We start from the raw sequence: 18,995 nt of genomic DNA on the forward strand, positions 1-18,995 counted from the left end.
CAGGGTCAGGGGTGCGGCGTGTGGCTTGCGGGGAGTGGGGTGAGCGGTGCGGGGGTCGGCGTGAGTGGTGCGGGGTGCCGGACATGGCGGATCCCCGGCGGGCGGTCGCCTGCCGGGGATCGGTTCGTACGGTGCCGCCTGTTACGCGGCTCAGGAACGCAGCCGCGCCGCGCCCTCCCGTACCGCCGCCATCGCCTGCCGCTGGAGCCCCGGACCGAAGGTGACGCGTGTGGCGCCGAGCTTGCCCAGCTCCGACAGTTCCGCCGCACCGGCCGGCGCCGCCCCGATGTTGACGGGGCCGTCGATGCCCGCCCGGAGCGCCGGGATCGCCTCCGCCGGGGCACCGATCGGGTATACGCAGTCCGCGCCGGCGGCGACGTACAGACGGGCGCGGGCGATGGCCTGCGCCGGGTCGCTCACGCCACGGATGAACGTGTCCACGCGGGCGTTGACGAACAGCCGGTCCCCGGCCGCCGCCCGCACCTCCGCCAGCCAGTCCGCGTGCCGGTGCGGGTCCTTGAGGCCGCCGCCGTCCGAGTCCTCCAGATTGCAGCCCACGGCGCCCGTGTCGAGGAGGCGCGCGACCAGTTCGGCCGGCGCCAGACCGTAGCCGCCCTCGATGTCGGCGCTGACGGGCACGGGCGTGGGCCCGGACGCGTGGCCGGTGCCGGTGCTGGTGCTGGTGCCGGTGCCGGAGACGGCCCGGACGATACGGGCCACCGCCGCGAACATCTCGTCCGGCGGGGTGGCGCCGTCCTCGTAACCGAGCGACGCGGCGACCCCCGCGCTCGGCGTGGCGAGCGCCGGGAAACCGGCCTCCACGAAGACGCGCGCGCTCGCCGCGTCCCACGGCCCCGGCAGGACGAGCGGGTCCTCGGCGGCACGGTCGTGATGCAGCGCGCGGAACACCGACACCCGGTCGGACGCCGTCACTTGTACATCCCCGGCGTGTAGTGACCGGGGAGCGTCCGGGATGTCACCGAGAGCCGGTTCCAGGAGTTGATGACTGTGATCGCCGCGATCAGATACGCGAGTTCGGTCTCCTCGAAGTGCGCCGCCGCCCGCTCGTACACCTCGTCCGGCACGAAGCCGTCCGTCAGCACGGTGACCGCCTCGGTGAGCTCGATCGCCGCGATCTCCTTCGCCGAGTAGAAGTGGCGAGACTCCTGCCAGGCGCTGAGCTGGACGATCCGCTCCACCGACTCCCCGGCGGCCAGCGCCTCCTTCGTGTGCATGTCCAGGCAGAAGGCGCAGTGGTTGATCTGCGAGGCGCGGATTTTCACCAGCTCGTACACCACCGGGTCGATGCCCTGCCGGACCGCCTTCTCAAGACCGATCATCGCCTTGGAGACGTCGGGCGCGAGCTTCGCCCACGCCAGGCGCGGCTGGTGCTCGGGGACGCGGTCGGGGGTGTGAGCGTGCCGGTCGCTGTCGTTCGTCGTCATGCGTACGACGCTACGCGCCCGGTGGCGCAACGGTATGGTCCATTCCCATGACCGATTCGTGGGCCAATCCGGCGAGCGGCAAGCGGCGGGTCGCCGCCGTCACGGTCGGTGCCGATCTCCATCTCGAACTGCGCGTTCCCGGGCTCCGTACCGGGCTGATGGACGCCCTGCGCGAAGCCGTCCGCACGGGGAGGCTGGCGCCCGGCACCCGGCTGCCCTCGTCCCGTTCGCTCGCCGCCGATCTGGGCATCGCGCGCAACACCGTGGCCGACGCGTACGCCGAACTCGTCGCCGAAGGGTGGCTCACGGCCCGGCAGGGCTCGGTAACCCGGGTCGCCCGGCGGGCCGCGCCGCGCACGCCGGCGCCGGGCGGGCCGCCTGCCCGGCCGGTCCACCGCAGGCCCAGGCACAATCTGCGGGCGGGCACTCCCGACCTCGGCTCCTTTCCACGGGCCGACTGGCTGGCCGCCTCCCGCCGGGCGCTGACCGCCGCTCCGCACGAGGCGTTCGACTACGGCGACCAGTTGGGGCGCGTGGAGCTGCGTACCGCCCTGGCCGACTATCTGGCCCGGACGCGCGGGGTGTACGCACACCCGGAGCGGATCGTTCTCTGCTCGGGGTTCGTCCATGGCCTGTCGCTGATGGCCCAGGTGCTCGCGGCCCGCCGGGGGACGGCGGGGAGGGCCGGGGGAACCGGAGGCAGGGCCCCGGGGAAGGCTCGGGCGGCGGTGGCGGTCGAGTCGTACGGGCTCGACTTCCACCGGGACATCCTGACCGCCGCCGGGCTGCGCACCCCCGCGCTCCCGCTCGACGAACTCGGCACCCGTATGCACGAGTTGACCTCCGGAGCGGACGCTCTGCGTGGCGTCGACGCGGTGCTGATGACTCCTGCACACCAGTTCCCCACCGGTGCCCCGCTCCATCCCGACCGCCGCGCGGCGGTGGTGGACTGGGCGCGTGGCGCGGGCGGGCTGATCCTGGAGGACGACTACGACGGGGAGTTCCGCTACGACCGTCAGCCCGTCGGCGCGCTTCAGGGCCTGGACCCTGAGCGGGTGGTGTACCTGGGCACGGCGAGCAAGTCCCTCGCTCCGGGGCTGCGGCTCGCGTGGATGGTGCTGCCCAAGGTGCTGGTGGGGGAGGTGGTCGAGGCGAAGGGCGAGGTCGCGGCGGTGCCGAGCGCGATGGACCAGCTCACGCTCGCCGAGTTCATCTCCTCCGGCGCGTACGACCGCCACGTACGGTCCATGCGGCTGCGCTACCGCCGGCGGCGCGACCAGCTCGTGGAGGCGCTGGCCGAGCACGCGCCGGAGTGCCGGGTGACCGGTATCTCCGCCGGGCTGCACGCGGTGGTCGAACTCCCGCCGGGCACCGACGAACGCACCATGATCGAGGCAGCGGCCTGGCAGGGCCTGGCGATCCAGGGGCTCTCCGGCTTCCGGCACCCGTCGGTCGCACCGGGGCGCGACGCACTGGTCGTCGGATACGGCGCCCCGACGGACAGCGCCTGGGCGGGCGCGCTGGACGCGCTCTGCCGAGTGCTGCCGTGACCCCGGCCCGGCCCGGCCCGACCGGACCTGACCCGACCCCTGGCGGAACCGACGAGGAGCCGAGGAACCGGCGATGAACGACCCCGACGCGCTTGACGGCACGCATGTACAGGCCGCCCGTGACGTACGTGGCGCCCGTGACGTACGTGGCACACGTCTGGCCACCCACGCGGCCGTCAGCACCGCGCTCTCCCTGCTCAGCGACCGTCGGCTCGCCGGGGTCCTGGCCGGGGCCGTCCCGCTCGGGTCCGGTCTCGGTGGCCGGTCGGCGGAGCTGGATGTCGACGGGACGCGCGTCTTCGTCAAACGCATCCCGCTGACGGACCTGGAACTGCGGCCGGAGCATGTGAGCTCGACCGCCAACCTCTTCGAGCTGCCGCTCTTCTACCAATACGGCATCGGCTCCGCCGGGTTCGGCGCCTGGCGTGAACTCGCCGCGCACACCATGACCACCAACTGGGTCATCGGTGACGGCGACGCCTACGCGGGCTTCCCGCTGATGTATCACTGGCGCGTCCTGCCCGACTCCGGCCCCGACGGTTTCATGGACGAGTTCGGCGGTATCGACAAGGCCGTCGCGCACTGGGACGGCTCGCCCGCCGTACGCCGTCGGCTGGAGGCCGTCGGCGGGTCGACGGCCGGTCTGGTCCTCTTCCTGGAGTACGTGCCGCAGACGCTCTCCACCTGGCTGGCCGACCGGCGGGCCGCAGCCGCGCCGGAGCCGGAGGCCGAGGCGTCGCCGTACGCCTGGATCGAGGACGCCCTGATCCGGGGCGCCGACTTCATGAGCGCGCGCGGCCTCGTCCACTTCGACGCGCACTTCCGCAACGTCCTGACCGACGGGCGGCTGATCTACTTCGCCGACTTCGGGCTCGCTCTCAGCTCCCGCTTCGAACTCGCCGCACCGGAGGCGGACTTCCTCACCGACCACCTCTTCTACGACCGCTGCTACACCACGACCCATCTCCTCCGTCACCATCTGCTCGACGGCGAGCGCGACGACGCGGAGCACGCCCACTTCCTGCGCGACTGGGCGGCCGGCCGCCGTCCCGAGTCCGTACGGGCAGAGGCCGCCGCACTCCTCGACCGGCATGTGCGATCAGCACTCGTCCTGGGGGACTTCAACCGCCGTCTCCTCGGGGAGAGCAGGCGGACCCCCTTCCCGAGGACCGCCATCGAGCGCGCCCTCGGGTCCGCCCCGCCCTAGAGCGCGGCGGCCGGCGGGGAGGCCGCCTCGAGCGCGTCGACGCTGCCCGACATGATCGTGCGCAGGTGCGTGGTGATGTGCTCGACGGGCCAGTCCCACCAGGCGATCGACAGCAGCCGGTCGACGTCCGCGTCGTCGTAGCGGCGGCGGATGAGCTTGGCCGGATTGCCGCCGACGATGCCGTAGTCCGGAACGTCATCGACGACGACCGCACCCGAGGCGATCACCGCTCCATGACCGATCCGGACACCCGGCATGACCATGCTGCGGTAGCCGAACCAGACGTCGTTGCCCACCACCGTGTCACCCCGGCCGGGCAGCCCGCTGATCAGATCGAAGTGCTCGCTCCATGAACCCCCCATGATCGGGAAGGGGAACGTCGAGGGGCCGTCCATCCGGTGATTGGCACCGTTCATGATGAACCGCACCCCCTCACCCAGCGCGCAGTACTTCCCGATGACCAGCTTCTCCGGCCCGTAGTGGTAGAGCACGTTCCGTGTCTCGAACGCCGTCGGCTCGTCCGGGTCGTCGTAGTACGAGAAGTCCCCGACCTCGATCAACTCCGACGTGATCAGCGGTTTCAGCAGCACCACCCGTGGCTGACCGGGCATCGGGTGGATCACGGTCGGGTCGGCGGGAAGGGCGGGTACAGCGGGCATGGTGAATCGTTCTCCTCGTATAGGGCGAGCTTCCGCATCCTGCCCGACGGGGTGAGCGCGACGACAACGATTAACCCCCCGGCTCCGTCTCCCTCTTCTGCTCCGGCTCCGGCTCCGTCTGCGCCCCGGCCTCGCCGAAGCGGGTCAGAACCAGCGCGCCCGCCACCGCGACGGCGAAACCGACGACCGCCAGCCACCCCAGCCCCGCGCGCGTACGGTCGCCGAGCCAGGCGACCCCCACCAGCGCCGGGCCGATCGTCTCGCCGATCACCATGCCCGCCGTCGCCGTGGTCACCGAACCCCGCTGGAACGCCGCCGTCAGCAACAGGAACGCCGCCCCGCCCCCGAGCAACAGGGCATACGCCGCAGGGTTGGTGACCAGTTCCCCGGGAGTGACACCGTCGATGAGCCGCACCGACACCTCGACCACCCCGAACCCCGTGCCGGCTCCGAACCCGAGCACCAGCGCCCTGGGCCGGTCCGGCAGCCTGCCCGCCGCCGCGCCCGCCAGCAGAACGGCCACGGCCGCTCCCAGCATCGCCACCCGCAGCGCCGTCGACCCGCCTTCCTTACCCTCGGCCCCCGACGACAGACCGAGCAGCGCGAGACCGGCGCAGACGACCCCGACCGCTCCCCACTCGGCGCCGGAGAGCCGCACATCGAGCAGCCGGGCCGCGACCACCGCCGTGACCGCGAGACTGGCCGCCAGAGCGGCACCGACCGCGTAGATCGGCAGGGCGCGCAGCGCGACGATCTGCAGCACGAACCCCAGTCCGTCCAGGGCGAGTCCGGCCACATATCGCCACTGCCTCAGCGCGCGCAGCAGCAGCGCGGGGTCAACGCCCGATCCCGTGCCCGGTTCCGCCGCGCGGGCGGCGACGGCCTGCAGGACGGAGGCCGTGCCGTAGCAGACCGCTGAACCGAGCGCGCAGATCATTCCAAAGAGCACAAAAGGAATGTAGTTGAGGAGACTTGATGGACCGCCTTGTCCGGCGTGGCGGCCAGGCATCTAATGTGTGCGGCGAGCACGGGATTGACGGGTCGACGGATCGGCCCGCAGACGGGGGAGGACGGGGCCATGGCCGCCGTAAAACAACGCAGGCTGCGGTCGAGCACAGTGGTGCTCGGCGGCATGGGGATACTCGCGCTGACGGTCACCTCCTGCAGTTCGGAACCGGACCGGCGCTGCGCCGACCGGAACACCTATGAGGAACTGACCAGCTCCGACTGCGACAGCAGCGGCACCGGCTCGTACTACTACGGCGGTAAGAGCAGCCAGGGCCTTGTCCACGGTGGCAGTTTCGACAAGTCGGCGGTCGACCGCGGCGGCTTCGGCTGCTCGGGCACCGGCGGCGGCTGACCGGGCGTCAGCGCGCGATGATGGAGCGTCGGACCATCGAGCCACGCCCCGGCTGGCAGCGGACGGTCGAGGAACAGGGGCTCGTCTATCCGCTCACCCGCTACCCGGACGACTCCCTGCGTCCGTACTGGGACGAGAGCGCCTACTACGTCTTCTCCCTTCCCGAGGTCGAGGCCCTCGAAGTCGCCGTCGAGGAACTGCACGCGATGTGCCTCGCCGCCGCCGAGCACATCGTGAAGAACGACCGCTTCGCCGATCTCGGCATCACCGACGGCCGACTGGCCGCGCTGATCGCCGAGTCCTGGCACCGTCGGGACGAACTGCCGTCCATCTACGGCCGGTTCGACCTCCGCTACGACGGCACGGGCCCGGCCAAGATGCTGGAGTACAACGCCGACACCCCCACCTCCCTGGTCGAGGCCGCCAGCCCGCAGTGGTTCTGGATGGAGGAGCGCTTCCCCGGCGCCGACCAGTGGAACTCCCTCCATGAACGGCTCGTCGAAGCCTGGCGCCGCCAGGCACACCTCCTTCCTCCGGGACCCCTGCACTTCGCGCACTCCGACGGCGACGAACTGGGCGAGGATCTGATGACCGTCGCCTATCTGCGGGAGACGGCCCAGCAGGCGGGCCTCGACACCGAGGCCCTGACCGTCGAACAGATCGGCTGGGACAAGCTGACCGGCCGCTTCGTGGACGAACGGCTGCGGTTCATCCGCAGCTGCTTCAAGCTGTATCCGTGGGAGTGGCTGACCACGGACCGCTTCGGCCCGCAGGTACTCGACACGCTCGACAACGGTGGCGGTACCGGCAGCACCTGCTGGATCGAGCCCGCCTGGAAGATGCTGCTCTCCAACAAGGCGCTGCTGGCCATCCTCTGGGAACTCAACCCGGACCACCCGAATCTGCTGCCCGCCTATCTCGACGGGCCCCGCGAACTCGCGCTGTCCGGCGGCTACGTCTCCAAGCCCCTGCTCGGCCGCGAGGGCGCCGGAGTCACCGTCCACGAGCCCGGCCACGCCCCGGTCGTGCGCCAAGAGGCTTGCTGCTACCAAGCGTTGGCGCCACTGCCCGACTTCGACGGCAACCGCGTCGTACTCGGCGCCTGGGTCGTCGAGAACGAGTCGGCGGGCCTCGGCATCCGCGAATCGTCGGGCCTGATCACGGACGAGTACGCCCGCTTCCTCCCGCACGTCATCCTGTAGGGCGCAACGGATCCCGAGGGCCGGCGGCGTCGACCGCCGGCTACCGCGACCGGACACGCCCTAGCTGGTCAGGACCGCCCGCAACTGCTCCAGGCCCCAGTCCAGGTCCTCCTTGCTGATCACCAGAGGCGGGGCGATCCGGATCGTCGACCCGTGGGTGTCCTTCACCAGCACACCCCGATCCATCATCTTCTCGGAGATCTCCCGGCCCGTTCCGTACGACGGGGAGATGTCCACACCCGCCCAGAGCCCCCGGCCGCGCACCGCCTCCACCGCGCCGCCGGTCGTCATCAACCCCAGCTCGTGGTGGAGATGATCACCCAGCTCCGCCGCCCGCTGCTGGTACTCACCGGTGCGCAGCATCGCGATCACCTCAAGGGCCACCGCACACGCCAGCGGATTCCCGCCGAACGTCGAGCCGTGCTCCCCGGGCCGGAACACCCCGAGGATCTCGGCCGAGGACACCACGGCCGACACCGGCACCACGCCGCCGCCGAGCGCCTTGCCCAGCAGATACATGTCGGGCACCACGCCCTCGTGCTCACAGGCGAAGGTCTTTCCGGTCCGCCCCAGGCCGGACTGGATCTCGTCGGCGATGAAGAGCACATTCCGCGCCCGGGTCAGCTCACGTACGCCCGCGAGATAGCCGGGCGGCGGCACCAGCACCCCCGCCTCGCCCTGGATCGGCTCCAGCAGGACGGCGACGGTGTTGTCCGTCATGGCGGCGTCGAGCGCGGCGAGATCCCCGTACGGCACGATCTCGAAGCCCGGCGTGTACGGCCCGTAGTCCGCCCGGGCCTCCTCGTCGGTGGAGAAGCTGATGATCGTGGTCGTACGGCCGTGGAAGTTGCCCGCCGCGACGATGATCTTGGCGGTGCCGTCCGGGACCCCCTTCGTCCGATAGCCCCACTTGCGGGCCGTCTTCACGGCGGTCTCCACCGCCTCCGCGCCCGTGTTCATCGGCAGCACCATCTCCATGCGGCACAACTCGGCGAGCTGGGTGCAGAAGTCGGCGAAACGGTCGTGATGGAACGCCCGCGAGGTGAGCGTCACCCGCTCCAACTGGGCCTTGGCGGCGTCGATGAGACGCCGATTGCCATGGCCGAAGTTGAGCGCCGAGTAGCCGGCGAGCATGTCGAGGAAGCGGCGCCCCTCGACGTCGGTCATCCACGCACCGTCCGCCGAGGCGATGACGACGGGAAGCGGGTGGTAGTTGTGCGCGCTGTGCGCCTCCGCAGAGGCGATGGCACGGTCCGTTGTCGCCACGGGTTCTCCGATCGGTCGAGACAAGCCATCCGGTCAGGGCGGGGTGGTGCCCCTGTTTCTATCGTCACTCGCCGGTGTGGACGAAGAAACCTTGCCCCCGGCGTGCCCCGGGAGACAACCCCGCAGGCGGGCCCAGTCGGATCACATGTCCAGCAGCTCCCTGCGGGGACCCGCCTCCTGCCTGTCCCCACCCCGCCCGAACGGCGGCCGAGGTAGCCGCCCCGCCAGTGGACGCAGCACCAGGCCGAGCACCACCCCTGCCCCCAGCGCCGGTATCGCCCACCACCAGCGGGCGGCGCCGCCGGAAGAAGCCCCGGACGCCGCCGCCCGCTCCTCCGGCCCCCGCTCCTCCGGCCCCCGCGTCCGGTCCTTCGCGGGAGTGCCGGCCGCCGCTGTCGCGTCGTCCGTCTCCCAGGGTGGCGGCACCTCCGCACCGACCCCATCGCCCTTCTTCCCGCCCATGACGCCGATCCTCTTCAACAGCGCTCGCAGGGCGGCCGGTTGCTTCGCCTTGTGCCAGCTCCCGCTCGCCGTCCCCGGCACGTCCGTCGACGTATGTATCCATACCGTCGAGGTGTCCGCGCTCGGATACACCCGGTCCAGCCGCCACGGCCGCACATCGTGGGCCAGCCACGTCACATTGATCAGCCGGGAGCCCATCGCCGAGTCCAGGGACGACGGGCGCTTCTCCTGACCCTCCGGCAGCGACCCCATGTCCTGTCCGTCGAGCTGCTTCGACAGGGCCGCGTACTCCGTGTCGCTGTGGAAGAGAGAGGCCGTCTCCGCGCTCTCCGGGGAGGTGATCAGCACACTCGTGGGGCCACCGGCCGCCGCGCTCGGGGCGAACACCCAGGTCAGCGCCGTCACCGTGATCAGAGCCGTGAGCCGTCGGACGGTGCTCGTGCAGAGCAGTCGCATGATTCCCCCTGCCGACGCCGGGCCCGGACCGTCCGGACCCCCTTCGCGTCACTTCCTGTACACCGCCCGGGCCGGACCGGTTCCCGATTCCCCACCACGGAAATCGGGGCACGCAGTCACGGCCCGCGGTCACGGCACCGGGTCAGCGCATCGACTGCGCGACCGCCCGCGCGCGCTCCAGCGACGCCACGCCCTCCAGCCGCAGCGTCAGCCGTTCGTCGCTGCTCCCGCTCGGGCCGCTGTCCTCCCACAGCAACGTGGGACCCGCAGTCCGCGCCGACCGGGTCCAGCCCGCACCCCGGCCGTCGAGCATCCGGAACCGCAGCAGATGAGGATCGGCGAACCACAGGCCCGTCGACTCGTTCAACTCCCCGACATGGAGAGGCACCCACTCCGGCATGTGCCGGATCTGCTTCGAGAACGCGGGGTCCAGCCCGGCCGGGAACTCGTCCAGCCGTATGGTCCGCCCGCCGGAGTCCGTCCAGCACAGACTCACGACCGGACGCCCCGCCGACACCCGCTCCAGCGACACCTGGTCGGGCGCCCCGAGCTCGGCCGGGATCCGGGGCCTGAATCCCGCCTGCCGTCCCGCTTCCTCGACCGGCATCGGATCGGCGCAGCTCGGCACCCGCGCTCCCGGACCGGGCGTGGCCCTCGGGTCGTACCGCACCTGGACCCCGCCGAAGTCGAACCAGTCGGCCACCGCCGCCCGCACGGGCGGCGTCAGCACCAGCACGACCAGCAGCCCCGAGAGCCCGGCCGCCAGCGCGCGCCGTCTGCGGCGCGGCAGACGACGGAGCCGCACCGTGCGAGTCGCGATCCGTGCCGGAACAGGGAGGGGACCCGCGACCGGATCCGAGGCCGGTGTCGGTACCGGCGCGGCATCGGCGAGGAGCTGGGCCAGCACACGCTCGGCCATCGTCTCGCCGTCGACATCCGGGACAGGCATGCCGCGACCCAGCGCCCGCAGCTCCTCGGCAAGATCCTCCCCGCGCCCGTCCGCATCCACGCGACCCGCGCGCTCGCCGTCACTCATGCCCACCACCCCCTTCCTTCCGCGACTCCGGCTCCGACGCCAACAACCCGCCCATCAGCTTCAACGCCCGACTCAGCCGGGACTTCACCGTGCCCCGCGGCCAGCCCAGCGCCTCCGCCGTCTCCGCCTCGTTCATCTCCAGCAGATAGCGACACGCCACCACATCGCGGTGTTCTTCGCTCAGCTCGTCGAGCGCCGCCCACAGCTCGGCGCTCCGCTCCTCCTCCATCGCGGCCACCGCGGGATCCGCCGAGTCCGGTATCAGCGGCTCACCTCGCAGCAGCGCCGCCTCGCGCCCCGCCACGGCCCGCAGCCGGACCGCCGACCGCACGGTGTTCCTCGTCTCGTTGGCGACGATCCGTATCAGCCAGGGCCGGAACGGCGCACCGTCCTTGAAGCTCCCCAGGGACAGATACGCCTTGATGAACGCGGACTGCACCACGTCCTCCGCGTCCCCACCCGCGCCGCAGGCCACCGCCACCCGGAGAGCGATCCCCGTATACGCGCGCACCAACTCCGCGTACGCCTCCCGCTCACCGGAACGCACACGCGCGACCACAGCCGACTCATCCGCAACCGTCAGGATGCGGCCCCCCTCCAGGGTCCCCTCCCGTGTCCTCACGCATTTGATACACCGCTCACCCCAGATCGGTTCCCCGCCTGTCCCGACCTGTGGGCGCCACCTGAGAGAATGTGCCTCATGGCCACTCGTCCTCGCGCGCTCTCCGGTATCCAGCCCACCGCAGGCTCGTTCCATCTCGGGAACTACCTCGGTGCGATCCGGCAGTATGTGGCGCTGCAAGAAACTCACGACGCGTTCTACATGGTCGTGGACCTGCACGCGATCACCATTCCGCAGGAGCCCGCCGATCTGCGCGCCAACACCAGGCTCGCGGCGGCGCAGCTCCTCGCCGCCGGTCTCGATCCGCAGCGCTGCACCCTGTTCATCCAGAGTCATGTGCCCGAACACGCCCAGCTCGGCTGGGTGATGAACTGTCTGACGGGCTTCGGCGAGGCCTCCCGCATGACGCAGTTCAAGGACAAGTCGGCCAGACAGGGCGCCGACCGCGCGACCGTCGGACTCTTCACGTATCCGATCCTCCAGGTCGCCGACATCCTGCTCTACCAGGCGGACTCGGTCCCGGTCGGCGAGGACCAGCGCCAGCACGTCGAGCTGACACGTGACCTCGCCGAGCGCTTCAACACCCGCTTCGGAAGCACGTTCACGATCCCCAAGCCGCACATCGTCAAGGAGGTCGCGAAGATCTACGACCTCCAGGACCCGTCGATCAAGATGAGCAAGTCGGCGTCCGCGCCGAAGGGCCTGGTCAATCTGCTCGACGACCCCAAGGTCACGGCGAAGAAGATCAAGAGCGCCGTCACCGACACGGGCAGCGAGATCCGCTTCGACGCCGAGGCCAAGCCGGGCATCAGCAATCTCCTCTCGATCTACTCGACGCTCACGGGCACGGGCATCGCGGATCTTGAGCAGCGGTACGAAGGCAAGGGCTACGGCGCCCTGAAGGTGGATCTCGCCGAGGCCATGGTCGACTTCGTCACACCTTTCCGGAGCCGTACGCAGGAATATCTGGACGATCCGGAGACGCTGGACTCGATCCTGGCCGAGGGCGCCGAGAAGGCCCGCGCGGTCGCCGCGGAGACGCTCGCCCAGGCGTACGAACGGATCGGCCTCCTGCCCGCGAAGCACTGAGCGGTAAAGAAGCGGTACAGAAGCGGCACCGGGGCGGGCCCGCCGATCACGGCTCGCCCGCCCCGGTCGGCCGTCCGGACCCATAGCGCATACGCGCCGCTCGCGTACTGCTGACCAAGGACCCTGGCCAGTCGGGCGGTGCGAGCGTCACACTGGCGCGGGGACGGAATCGGCCACACCCGGGCCGTACCCGCTCCACCGCACGACCGCGCCACACCCGCACCGCCGCACCACCCGCACACACACGGATTGAGGAGAACGACGTGGGGACCGTAACGCTCGGCGTTTCGATCGCGGTCCCGGAGCCGTACGGCAGCCTGCTCCAGGAGCGCCGCGCGGGCTTCGGTGATCCGGCCGCGCACGGCATCCCCACGCACGTCACGCTCCTGCCGCCGACCGAGGTCGACGCCGCGACGTTGCCCACCATCGAGGCCCACCTCGCCTCGGTCGCCACCGCCGGCCGCCCCTTCCCGATGCGGCTCTACGGAACGGGCACCTTCCGCCCGCTGTCGCCGGTGGTCTTCGTCCAGGTCGTCGAGGGCGGCTCGGCCTGCACCTGGCTCCAGAAGCGGGTCAGGGACGCGTCCGGACCGCTGGTGCGCGAGCTCCAGTTCCCGTACCACCCTCATGTGACCGTCGCGCACGGCATCTCCGAGGAGGCGATGGACCGGGCGTACGAGGAGCTGGCCGACTACACGGCACGCTGGAGCTGCGCCTCCTTCGGCCTCTACGAGCAGGGCCCCGACGCCGTGTGGCGGATGCTGCACGAGTACGCCTTCGGCGGCGGTACGGAGATCACGGGAGTGCCCTCGCAGAGCACCCCCGTCGACCTGCCCGCGACCTCTTCCCTACGTAAGTAGGACCCGCGGCCCGCCCGGCGGGAGAGTCAGACCGGCAGCCGCCGGAACAGCGGCCTCGGCAGATGCCGCAGCAGCGACATCGCCACCCGCAGCGCCCCCGGCACCCACACCGTCTCCGAACGGCGCCGCAGCCCCAGTTCCACGGCCGCCGCCACCGCCTCCGGCGTGGTGGCCAGAGGTGTCTCCTCCAGCCCGGCCGTCATCCTCGTCCGTACGAAGCCGGGCCGCACGACCATCACATGCACACCGGTGCCGTACATCGCGTCCCCCAGCCCCTGCGCGAACGCGTCCAGGCCCGCCTTGCTCGACCCGTAGATGAAATTCGCGCGCCGCGCCCGCTCGCCGGCCACCGACGACAGCACCACCAGCGAACCGTGCCCCTGCGTCTGCATCGCCGCCGCGCACACCAGACCGGCCGAGACCGCGCCCGTGTAGTTGGTCTGCGCGACCCTGACGGCGGCCGGCGGATCGGCCTCGTCGTGCGCCTGGTCGCCGAGGACGCCGAAGGCGAGGAGCGTCATGTCGATGTCGCCCTCCGCGAAGACCTTGCCGAGCACCTCCGCGTGCGAGCCGGGGTCGAGCGCGTCGAAGTCGACGGTGCGGACGTCGGCGCCCTGGGTACGCAGCTGCTCGGCGGCGGCGTCGAGCTGGGGCGACGCGCGGCCGGCCAGCCAGACGGTGCGGGTACGGCGGGCGATCAGCCGGCGCGCCGTGGCCAGCGCGATCTCGGACGTCCCACCGAGGACGAGCAGGGACTGCGGGATGCCGAAGGCGTCCTTCATGGTGCGGTGCTCCTTGCAGCGAGGGTGTGGGGTTGCGGCGTCGGATCGGGAACAGCGGATCGAGAGGTGTCGAGCCGAGAGGCGTCGGGCCCGGAGCCGGACCGAGAGGCGTCAGATCGAGAGACGGCGGGAGAGATCGGAGACGAAGACTCCGCGCGGGTCGAGTTCGGCCCTCAGCGCCCGGAATTCGTCCAGCCGGGGATACATCGCGGCCAGCAGTTCGGGCCGCAGCCGCGAGTCCTTCGCGAGACAGACCCGGCCTCCGGCGGCGGCGACGTCCTCGTCCAGTTCGTCGAGGAACGGGCCCAGGCCGGTCCGGCCGGCCGGGATGTCCAGCGAGAGCGTCCAGCCGGCCACGGGGAAGGACAGCCATCCGGGATCGCCCACGCCGAAGCGCTTGAGCAGGGCGAGGAGGGAGGGACAGCCGCGCCGGACGATGCGCCGCACGATCCGGATCAGCGCGTCCTCCTGGCCGTCTCCGACGACGAACTGGTACCGCACGAAGCCGCCGCGCCCGTACAGGCGGTTCCAGTGCGGCACGCCGTCCAGCGGGTGGAAGAAGGCCGAGATGCGCTGGAGTTCACCGGTCCGCCGACGCCGCGCCCCCCGGTACCAGAGCTCGTTGAAGAGTCCCACCGTGGTCCGCCCCAGCAGCCCTTCGGGTACGTAGGAGGGTGCGCCGGGCAGCCGTCCGGGCCGGAAGGCGAGCGGCTGTCTGCGGGCGCGCGCCGCCGAGCCCCGGCCGCCCCACCCGCCTCCGCCGCGCCCACCCCACGCGCGCGCCGCGTGCGCGGACAGCGCGGCGAGTGGTGTGTGTTCGCCACGGGTGAGGACCGAGCGTCCCAAGGAGGAGCCGCCCGCCAGCAGATCGACCCAGGCGACCGAGTAGCGGTAGTGGTGGTCGGACGTGGTGAGACGGGCCATCAGATCGTCGAGGTCCGTGGCGCGTTCGGTGTCGACGGACATCAGAGTGGTCTCGACGGGGTGCAGCCGAAAGGTCGCCGCGAGGATCACGCCCGTCAGTCCCATGCCGCCGGCCGTCGCCTCGAACAGGGGCGTGCCGGGGACGACCGTACGGACGTCCCCGTCGGCCGTGAGCAGGTCCAGGGAGAGCACGTGGCGGGAGAACGAGCCCGACACATGGTGATTCCCGCCGTGGATGTCGGAGCCGATCGCCCCGCCGACCGTGACATGGCGGGTCCCCGGCGTCACCGGTACGAACCAGCCCAGCGGCAGCAGCACCTCCATCAGCCGGTGCAGGCTGATCCCCGCCTCGCACTCCACGATCCCGGCCTCGGCGTCGACGGAGACGACGCGGTCCAGGGCGGTCATGTCGATGAGGGAGCCGCCCGCGTTCTGCGCCGCGTCGCCGTACGCGCGGCCGAGACCGCGCGGGATGCCACCGCGCGTACCGCAGTCGCGTACGGCGCGGGCCGTCTCCTCATAAGAACGCGGCCGTACGAGACGGGCGGCGGCCGTGGGGGCGGTACGGCCCCAGCCGGTGACAGGGTCGGCGATCTCGGCAGACATGATCGAGACGGTATCGCCCTAAACGTCATTCTTTGCGTTGTAAGCCGTATTTGATGGCGTACTCGTATGAATGGGTGGTTCGGTGGCCGCTCGGGTGGGTGCCGGTGAACGATGACGTGAGAATCGGCTTCCGGGGTACCCGACCGTTGGTTCTCCGATCCAAGGGCAGGTCTCCGTCATGGACTGGCTGAAAAAACTCCCCGTCGTCGGCCCGCTCGTGGCCCGGCTGATGTTGACGCACGCCTGGCGTTCCTACGAGACCCTCGACCGGACCCACTGGACGCGGCTCGCGGCGGCGATCACTTTCATCAGCTTCCTCGCGCTCTTCCCGCTGATCACCGTGAGCGCGGCGATCGGGGCCTCACTTCTCAGCCAGGACCAGCTCGACCGTCTCCAGCGCAAGCTCACCGACCAGGTCCCCGGCATCTCCGACCAGCTGGATCTCCACTCGCTGGTCGCCAACGCGGGCACCGTGGGGCTGGTGGCGGGTGTGCTGCTGCTGTTCACCGGCATCGGCTGGGTCGGCTCGATGCGCGAGTGCCTGCGCGCCGTCTGGGAGCTGGACGACGCGGACGAGGGCAACCCCTTCGTACTGAAGGGCAGGGACGCGGTCATCCTCGTCGGCCTCGGCGTCACCGGTCTCGCCTCGATCGGCGCGTCGGCCCTCGGCTCCACGGCCGTCGGCTGGAGCGCCGACCGGCTCGGCATCTCCGGGGGCGGCGCGGGCGGGGTGCTGCTCCAGATCGCGGCGATCGCCGTGGCGGCCGTCGCGGGCTTCCTCATCCTGCTGTACGTCCTGACGCTGCTGCCCCGCGTGCGACCGCCACGGCGCCGGCTGATCGTCGCCGCGGTCATCGGCGCGGTCGGCTTCGAAGTGCTCAAGCTGCTGCTCGGCGGCTATGTGCGGGACATCGCGGGCAAGAGCATGTACGGCGCGTTCGGGGTGCCCGTCGCGTTGCTGCTGTGGATCAACTTCACGGCGAAGCTGATGCTGTTCTGCGCCGCCTGGACGGCGACGCCGGGCAAGGACGACCTGCCGGAAGAGGACCCGGACGACGCGGGCGGCGACGAGGGGGGCGACAAGCGGGGCACGCCCGGGACGCCCGGCGGCGCGACCCGCGAGGACCGGCCGCCGCCCCGGTGACTAACGGCCCGGCAGGCGCTTGACCAGGTCCGGCAGCGGCCACCGGCGGTTCACCAGGAACACGGCCGCCGCCAGCAACAGCAGCGCACCACCCGTGATGGCCACCGCGATCCCCCTGCCGCTCGAACCGGACGCGGAGGCCTTGTCACCCAGCGACGCCTGATCCGTACCACTGCTGCTGCCGCCGGCCTCGCCCTTGCCGCCGCCCGAGTCCTTCTGCCCCACGGACTCCTTGTCGGAGTCACCGCCGGTGGATCCGGGCTTCACCAGTTCGCCGACCGGCTTGACCTTCCCGGCGGCGGTGAAGCCCCAGTCCAGCAGCCGGCCCGTCTCCTGATAGACCGACAGGCTCTCCTCCTGGGACGGATTCATCACCGTCACCAGCAGGACCCGGCCGTCGCGCTCGGCGACACCGGTGAAGGTCGAGCCCGCGTTGGTGGTGTTGCCGTTCTTGACGCCGGCGATGCCCTTGTACGGGTCCAGGCCGGAGTCGCCGGTCAGCAGCCGGTTGGTGTTCTGGATCTCGAAGGTCTCCCTCTTCGGGGCCTTCTTGCCCTTCTTAGCCTTCTTCTCCTCGCCGGGGAACTGCACCCTGACGGTCGAGGAGTACTCCCGGAAGTCCTTCTTCTGCATTCCGGAGCGGGCGATCAGGGTGAGGTCGTACGCACTGGAGACCTGCCCCTTCTCGTCGTAACCGTCCGGCGATACGACATTGGTGTCGAGTGCCTTGAGCTCGGCCGCGTGCTTGTTCATGTCGGCGACCGTCTTGGCGACGCCGCCGTTCATCTCGGAGAGCACATGCACGGCGTCGTTGCCGGAGCGCAGGAAGACGCCCATCCACAGGTCGTGGACCGTGTACGTGCTCTCCTCCTTCACCCCGACGAGACTGCTGCCCTCGCCGACGCCGGCCAGATCGCTGGTCGTCACCTTGTGGGACTGGGTCTTCGGCAGGACGGGCAGGACCGTGTCGGCGAAGAGCATCTTCAGCGTCGACGCGGGCGGCAGCCGCCAGTGCGCGTTGTGCGAGGCCAGGACCTCGCCGCTCTCGGCGTCCGCGACGATCCAGGACCTGCCGGTCAGCTTCTTCGGCAGGACCGGCACGCCGGCGGCGAGATTCACCTGGGTGCCGGGTTTGCCGAGCAGGGAGCCGCCGATCGTCGACATCGCCGCCGGTGGCTTCGGTTGCTTGTCCTCGGACTTGTCCGTGTCGGCGTCGTCCGCCAGGACGGGCGCGGCGGTCAGAACGGGCAGCAACGAGGCGGCGAGGACCGTCAATGCGGTCTTTTTCAATGCGGACACGGTCGAAAACGTACATGGCCTGACGGGGGATCCGAACATCGGCGGGCTGACCCGCCGACTCCACCGCTGGGTCAGACCACTTTCCGGCCATCGGCGCGCTCCGGCGCCACCGGCGCCACCGACCTCGCCACCTCCGGCCCCCGTGACTCCTTCGCCGGGCTCCGCGCCGGGCAGCCCCCGGCGAAGCGGCGGAGAGGACTCCGGCGATACTGGATCCATGAAGCTCAGCCGCCCCGTGTCCTGGTTCCTGCTCGCCTTCGGGGTGTGGAGCTGGTTCATCTGGATCACTTTCGTCAAGAACCTGTGGCAGGACGGCAGCGGACTCGCCTTCGACGACGCCGGTGACCCCACGGGCTACTTCTGGGTTCATCTGCTGCTCGCCATTACGTCCTTTCTTCTGGGGACGGGAGTCGGGGCGGTGGGGTTCCGTGGAGTCCGGGCCTCGCGAGGCGAGTCGGGCGACAAGCCGCTCGACGAGTCACGGATCGAGTCACGGATCGAGCCACGGAACGACTCGCGTGACGGCTCGCGGAACGAACCCGGTGACGAGCACGTAGTACAGAGACAGCGACAGGGATAAAGGGGATCGGCTCGTGATCGTCGTGGTTGTTCTGATGGCGCTCGCCGCCATCGCGCTGGTGGCGGGCGCGCATTACTACATATGGCGGCGCCTGGTCCGCGACACGACCACGGCGGGGGGTACGGCCCGCAAGGCGGGCACCGTCGTGATCATCGTGCTGCCGGTCATGACCTTCGCGGGCGTGTCGCTCGGCCGCGCGGACACGCCGTTCGCGCTGAAGCAGATCCTCGGCTGGCCGGCGTACATGTGGCTGGCGACGTTGCTGTATCTGCTGCTGGCGCTGCTGGTGGGCGAAGCCGTACGGCCGCTGCTGCGCCGGGCGCTCGACCGCCGGGCGGCGGCGACAGGGGGCGGTACGGCGACGGAGACGGCGCCTGTGGAGGAGCCGGCGACCGTCGGAGCACCGACGGCATCGGCCGCCTCCGGCGATGTCCCGCCGCCTGTCT

18 protein-coding genes and 2 pseudogenes are annotated in these 18,995 nt (G+C 71.0%); 9 read left to right on the forward strand and 11 right to left on the reverse strand.

Going from position 1 to position 18,995, the window contains the following annotated elements; all coding sequences use genetic code 11:
- Window positions 1–150: 150 nt before the first annotated feature.
- Window positions 151–933: an isocitrate lyase/PEP mutase family protein gene (locus P3L51_RS26630; RefSeq protein ID WP_354607835.1), complete on the reverse strand. Its 783-nt coding sequence runs from the start codon at window positions 931–933 to the stop codon at window positions 151–153.
- Window positions 930–1,445 (reverse strand): carboxymuconolactone decarboxylase family protein, encoded by a 516-nt coding sequence (locus tag P3L51_RS26635; RefSeq protein ID WP_354607836.1) that lies wholly within the window; start codon window positions 1,443–1,445, stop codon window positions 930–932. Before P3L51_RS26635 ends, P3L51_RS26630 begins: the two co-directional genes overlap by 4 nt.
- A gap of 47 nt (window positions 1,446–1,492) precedes the next feature.
- Between P3L51_RS26635 and pdxR the strand changes: the two genes are divergently transcribed.
- Both pdxR and P3L51_RS26645 read left to right on the forward strand, forming a co-directional pair.
- Entirely contained in the window at window positions 1,493–2,995 is a 1,503-nt protein-coding gene (gene pdxR, locus P3L51_RS26640; RefSeq protein WP_354607837.1) for a MocR-like pyridoxine biosynthesis transcription factor PdxR, read from the forward strand.
- Window positions 2,996–3,068: 73 nt separating this feature from the next.
- Complete coding sequence (locus tag P3L51_RS26645) at window positions 3,069–4,202, forward strand: protein kinase family protein (protein WP_354607838.1); 1,134 nt, start codon at window positions 3,069–3,071, stop codon at window positions 4,200–4,202.
- On the opposite strand, the gene P3L51_RS26650 is transcribed toward P3L51_RS26645, so the two are convergent.
- Both P3L51_RS26650 and P3L51_RS26655 read right to left on the reverse strand, forming a co-directional pair.
- Complete coding sequence (locus P3L51_RS26650) at window positions 4,199–4,861, reverse strand: CatB-related O-acetyltransferase (protein WP_354607839.1); 663 nt, start codon at window positions 4,859–4,861, stop codon at window positions 4,199–4,201. The genes P3L51_RS26645 and P3L51_RS26650 overlap by 4 nt on opposite strands.
- Before the next feature lie 70 nt (window positions 4,862–4,931).
- On the reverse strand, window positions 4,932–5,798 hold the full coding sequence (locus P3L51_RS26655) for a DMT family protein (protein WP_354607851.1): 867 nt from the start codon (window positions 5,796–5,798) through the stop codon (window positions 4,932–4,934).
- A gap of 141 nt (window positions 5,799–5,939) precedes the next feature.
- On the opposite strand from P3L51_RS26655, the gene P3L51_RS26660 reads away from it, so the two are divergent.
- A complete protein-coding gene (locus P3L51_RS26660; RefSeq protein ID WP_354607840.1) occupies window positions 5,940–6,221 on the forward strand; it encodes a three-fingered domain-containing protein in 282 nt (93 codons plus the stop codon).
- Between the two features lie 20 nt (window positions 6,222–6,241).
- On the forward strand, window positions 6,242–7,423 hold the full coding sequence (locus tag P3L51_RS26665; protein ID WP_354607852.1) for a glutathionylspermidine synthase family protein: 1,182 nt from the start codon (window positions 6,242–6,244) through the stop codon (window positions 7,421–7,423).
- Window positions 7,424–7,483: 60 nt separating this feature from the next.
- On the opposite strand, the gene rocD is transcribed toward P3L51_RS26665, so the two are convergent.
- The 4 genes from rocD to P3L51_RS26685 form a co-directional block, all read right to left on the reverse strand.
- A complete protein-coding gene (gene rocD, locus P3L51_RS26670) occupies window positions 7,484–8,689 on the reverse strand; it encodes an ornithine--oxo-acid transaminase (RefSeq protein ID WP_354607841.1) in 1,206 nt (401 codons plus the stop codon).
- A 141-nt stretch (window positions 8,690–8,830) separates the two neighbouring features.
- Window positions 8,831–9,607 carry a hypothetical protein gene (locus tag P3L51_RS26675; protein WP_354607842.1) on the reverse strand — a complete coding sequence of 259 codons (777 nt, stop codon included), beginning with the start codon at window positions 9,605–9,607 and terminating at the stop codon, window positions 8,831–8,833.
- Window positions 9,608–9,749: 142 nt separating this feature from the next.
- Entirely contained in the window at window positions 9,750–10,643 is an 894-nt protein-coding gene (locus tag P3L51_RS26680) for a hypothetical protein (protein ID WP_354607843.1), read from the reverse strand.
- The gene (locus tag P3L51_RS26685) at window positions 10,636–11,265 is read right to left on the reverse strand and encodes an RNA polymerase sigma factor (protein WP_354607844.1); all 630 of its coding nucleotides are present in this window, start codon (window positions 11,263–11,265) and stop codon (window positions 10,636–10,638) included. The genes P3L51_RS26680 and P3L51_RS26685 overlap by 8 nt, the downstream gene beginning before the upstream one ends.
- A gap of 78 nt (window positions 11,266–11,343) precedes the next feature.
- Between P3L51_RS26685 and trpS the strand changes: the two genes are divergently transcribed.
- Both trpS and P3L51_RS26695 read left to right on the forward strand, forming a co-directional pair.
- On the forward strand, window positions 11,344–12,354 hold the full coding sequence (gene trpS, locus P3L51_RS26690) for a tryptophan--tRNA ligase (protein WP_435594531.1): 1,011 nt from the start codon (window positions 11,344–11,346) through the stop codon (window positions 12,352–12,354).
- Window positions 12,355–12,617: 263 nt separating this feature from the next.
- Window positions 12,618–13,214 (forward strand): 2'-5' RNA ligase family protein, encoded by a 597-nt coding sequence (locus P3L51_RS26695; RefSeq protein ID WP_354607846.1) that lies wholly within the window; start codon window positions 12,618–12,620, stop codon window positions 13,212–13,214.
- 26 nt (window positions 13,215–13,240) lie between these two features.
- Here P3L51_RS26695 and dprE2 read toward each other — a convergent pair whose 3' ends face one another.
- Window positions 13,241–13,996, reverse strand: a complete 756-nt coding sequence (gene dprE2 / locus P3L51_RS26700) for a decaprenylphospho-beta-D-erythro-pentofuranosid-2-ulose 2-reductase (RefSeq protein ID WP_354607847.1) — start codon at window positions 13,994–13,996, stop codon at window positions 13,241–13,243.
- 111 nt (window positions 13,997–14,107) lie between these two features.
- Window positions 14,108–15,526 carry an FAD-binding protein gene (locus tag P3L51_RS26705; protein WP_354607848.1) on the reverse strand — a complete coding sequence of 473 codons (1,419 nt, stop codon included), beginning with the start codon at window positions 15,524–15,526 and terminating at the stop codon, window positions 14,108–14,110.
- Window positions 15,527–15,704: 178 nt separating this feature from the next.
- Between P3L51_RS26705 and P3L51_RS26710 the strand changes: the two genes are divergently transcribed.
- Window positions 15,705–16,670 carry a YihY/virulence factor BrkB family protein gene (locus P3L51_RS26710; protein ID WP_354607849.1) on the forward strand — a complete coding sequence of 322 codons (966 nt, stop codon included), beginning with the start codon at window positions 15,705–15,707 and terminating at the stop codon, window positions 16,668–16,670.
- Here P3L51_RS26710 and P3L51_RS26715 read toward each other — a convergent pair whose 3' ends face one another.
- Complete coding sequence (locus P3L51_RS26715) at window positions 16,671–17,969, reverse strand: D-alanyl-D-alanine carboxypeptidase family protein (RefSeq protein WP_354607850.1); 1,299 nt, start codon at window positions 17,967–17,969, stop codon at window positions 16,671–16,673.
- Between the two features lie 217 nt (window positions 17,970–18,186).
- Between P3L51_RS26715 and P3L51_RS26720 the strand changes: the two are divergent.
- Window positions 18,187–18,423: pseudogene (locus P3L51_RS26720) on the forward strand (SCO4848 family membrane protein); the annotation flags it as partial.
- Window positions 18,424–18,562: 139 nt separating this feature from the next.
- Window positions 18,563–18,995 (forward strand): annotated as a pseudogene (locus P3L51_RS26725) (metallophosphoesterase); the annotation flags it as partial.

Origin of the sequence: Streptomyces panacea (genome assembly GCF_040560175.1) — a bacterium.
Taxonomy (GTDB): domain Bacteria; phylum Actinomycetota; class Actinomycetes; order Streptomycetales; family Streptomycetaceae; genus Streptomyces; species Streptomyces panacea.

What these genes read in the sequence shown, in the direction of transcription:
- P3L51_RS26635 (WP_354607836.1), bottom strand. Translation starts at nt 1,445, where the DNA reads ATGACGACGAACGACAGCGACCGGCACGCTCACACCCCCGACCGCGTC.
- pdxR (WP_354607837.1), top strand. Translation starts at nt 1,493, where the DNA reads ATGACCGATTCGTGGGCCAATCCGGCGAGCGGCAAGCGGCGGGTCGCC.
- P3L51_RS26645 (WP_354607838.1), top strand. Translation starts at nt 3,069, where the DNA reads ATGAACGACCCCGACGCGCTTGACGGCACGCATGTACAGGCCGCCCGT.
- P3L51_RS26650 (WP_354607839.1), bottom strand. Translation starts at nt 4,861, where the DNA reads ATGCCCGCTGTACCCGCCCTTCCCGCCGACCCGACCGTGATCCACCCG.
- P3L51_RS26655 (WP_354607851.1), bottom strand. Translation starts at nt 5,798, where the DNA reads ATGATCTGCGCGCTCGGTTCAGCGGTCTGCTACGGCACGGCCTCCGTC.
- P3L51_RS26660 (WP_354607840.1), top strand. Translation starts at nt 5,940, where the DNA reads ATGGCCGCCGTAAAACAACGCAGGCTGCGGTCGAGCACAGTGGTGCTC.
- P3L51_RS26665 (WP_354607852.1), top strand. Translation starts at nt 6,242, where the DNA reads ATGGAGCGTCGGACCATCGAGCCACGCCCCGGCTGGCAGCGGACGGTC.
- P3L51_RS26675 (WP_354607842.1), bottom strand. Translation starts at nt 9,607, where the DNA reads ATGCGACTGCTCTGCACGAGCACCGTCCGACGGCTCACGGCTCTGATC.
- P3L51_RS26680 (WP_354607843.1), bottom strand. Translation starts at nt 10,643, where the DNA reads ATGAGTGACGGCGAGCGCGCGGGTCGCGTGGATGCGGACGGGCGCGGG.
- trpS (WP_435594531.1), top strand. Translation starts at nt 11,344, where the DNA reads ATGGCCACTCGTCCTCGCGCGCTCTCCGGTATCCAGCCCACCGCAGGC.
- dprE2 (WP_354607847.1), bottom strand. Translation starts at nt 13,996, where the DNA reads ATGAAGGACGCCTTCGGCATCCCGCAGTCCCTGCTCGTCCTCGGTGGG.
- P3L51_RS26705 (WP_354607848.1), bottom strand. Translation starts at nt 15,526, where the DNA reads ATGTCTGCCGAGATCGCCGACCCTGTCACCGGCTGGGGCCGTACCGCC.
- P3L51_RS26710 (WP_354607849.1), top strand. Translation starts at nt 15,705, where the DNA reads ATGGACTGGCTGAAAAAACTCCCCGTCGTCGGCCCGCTCGTGGCCCGG.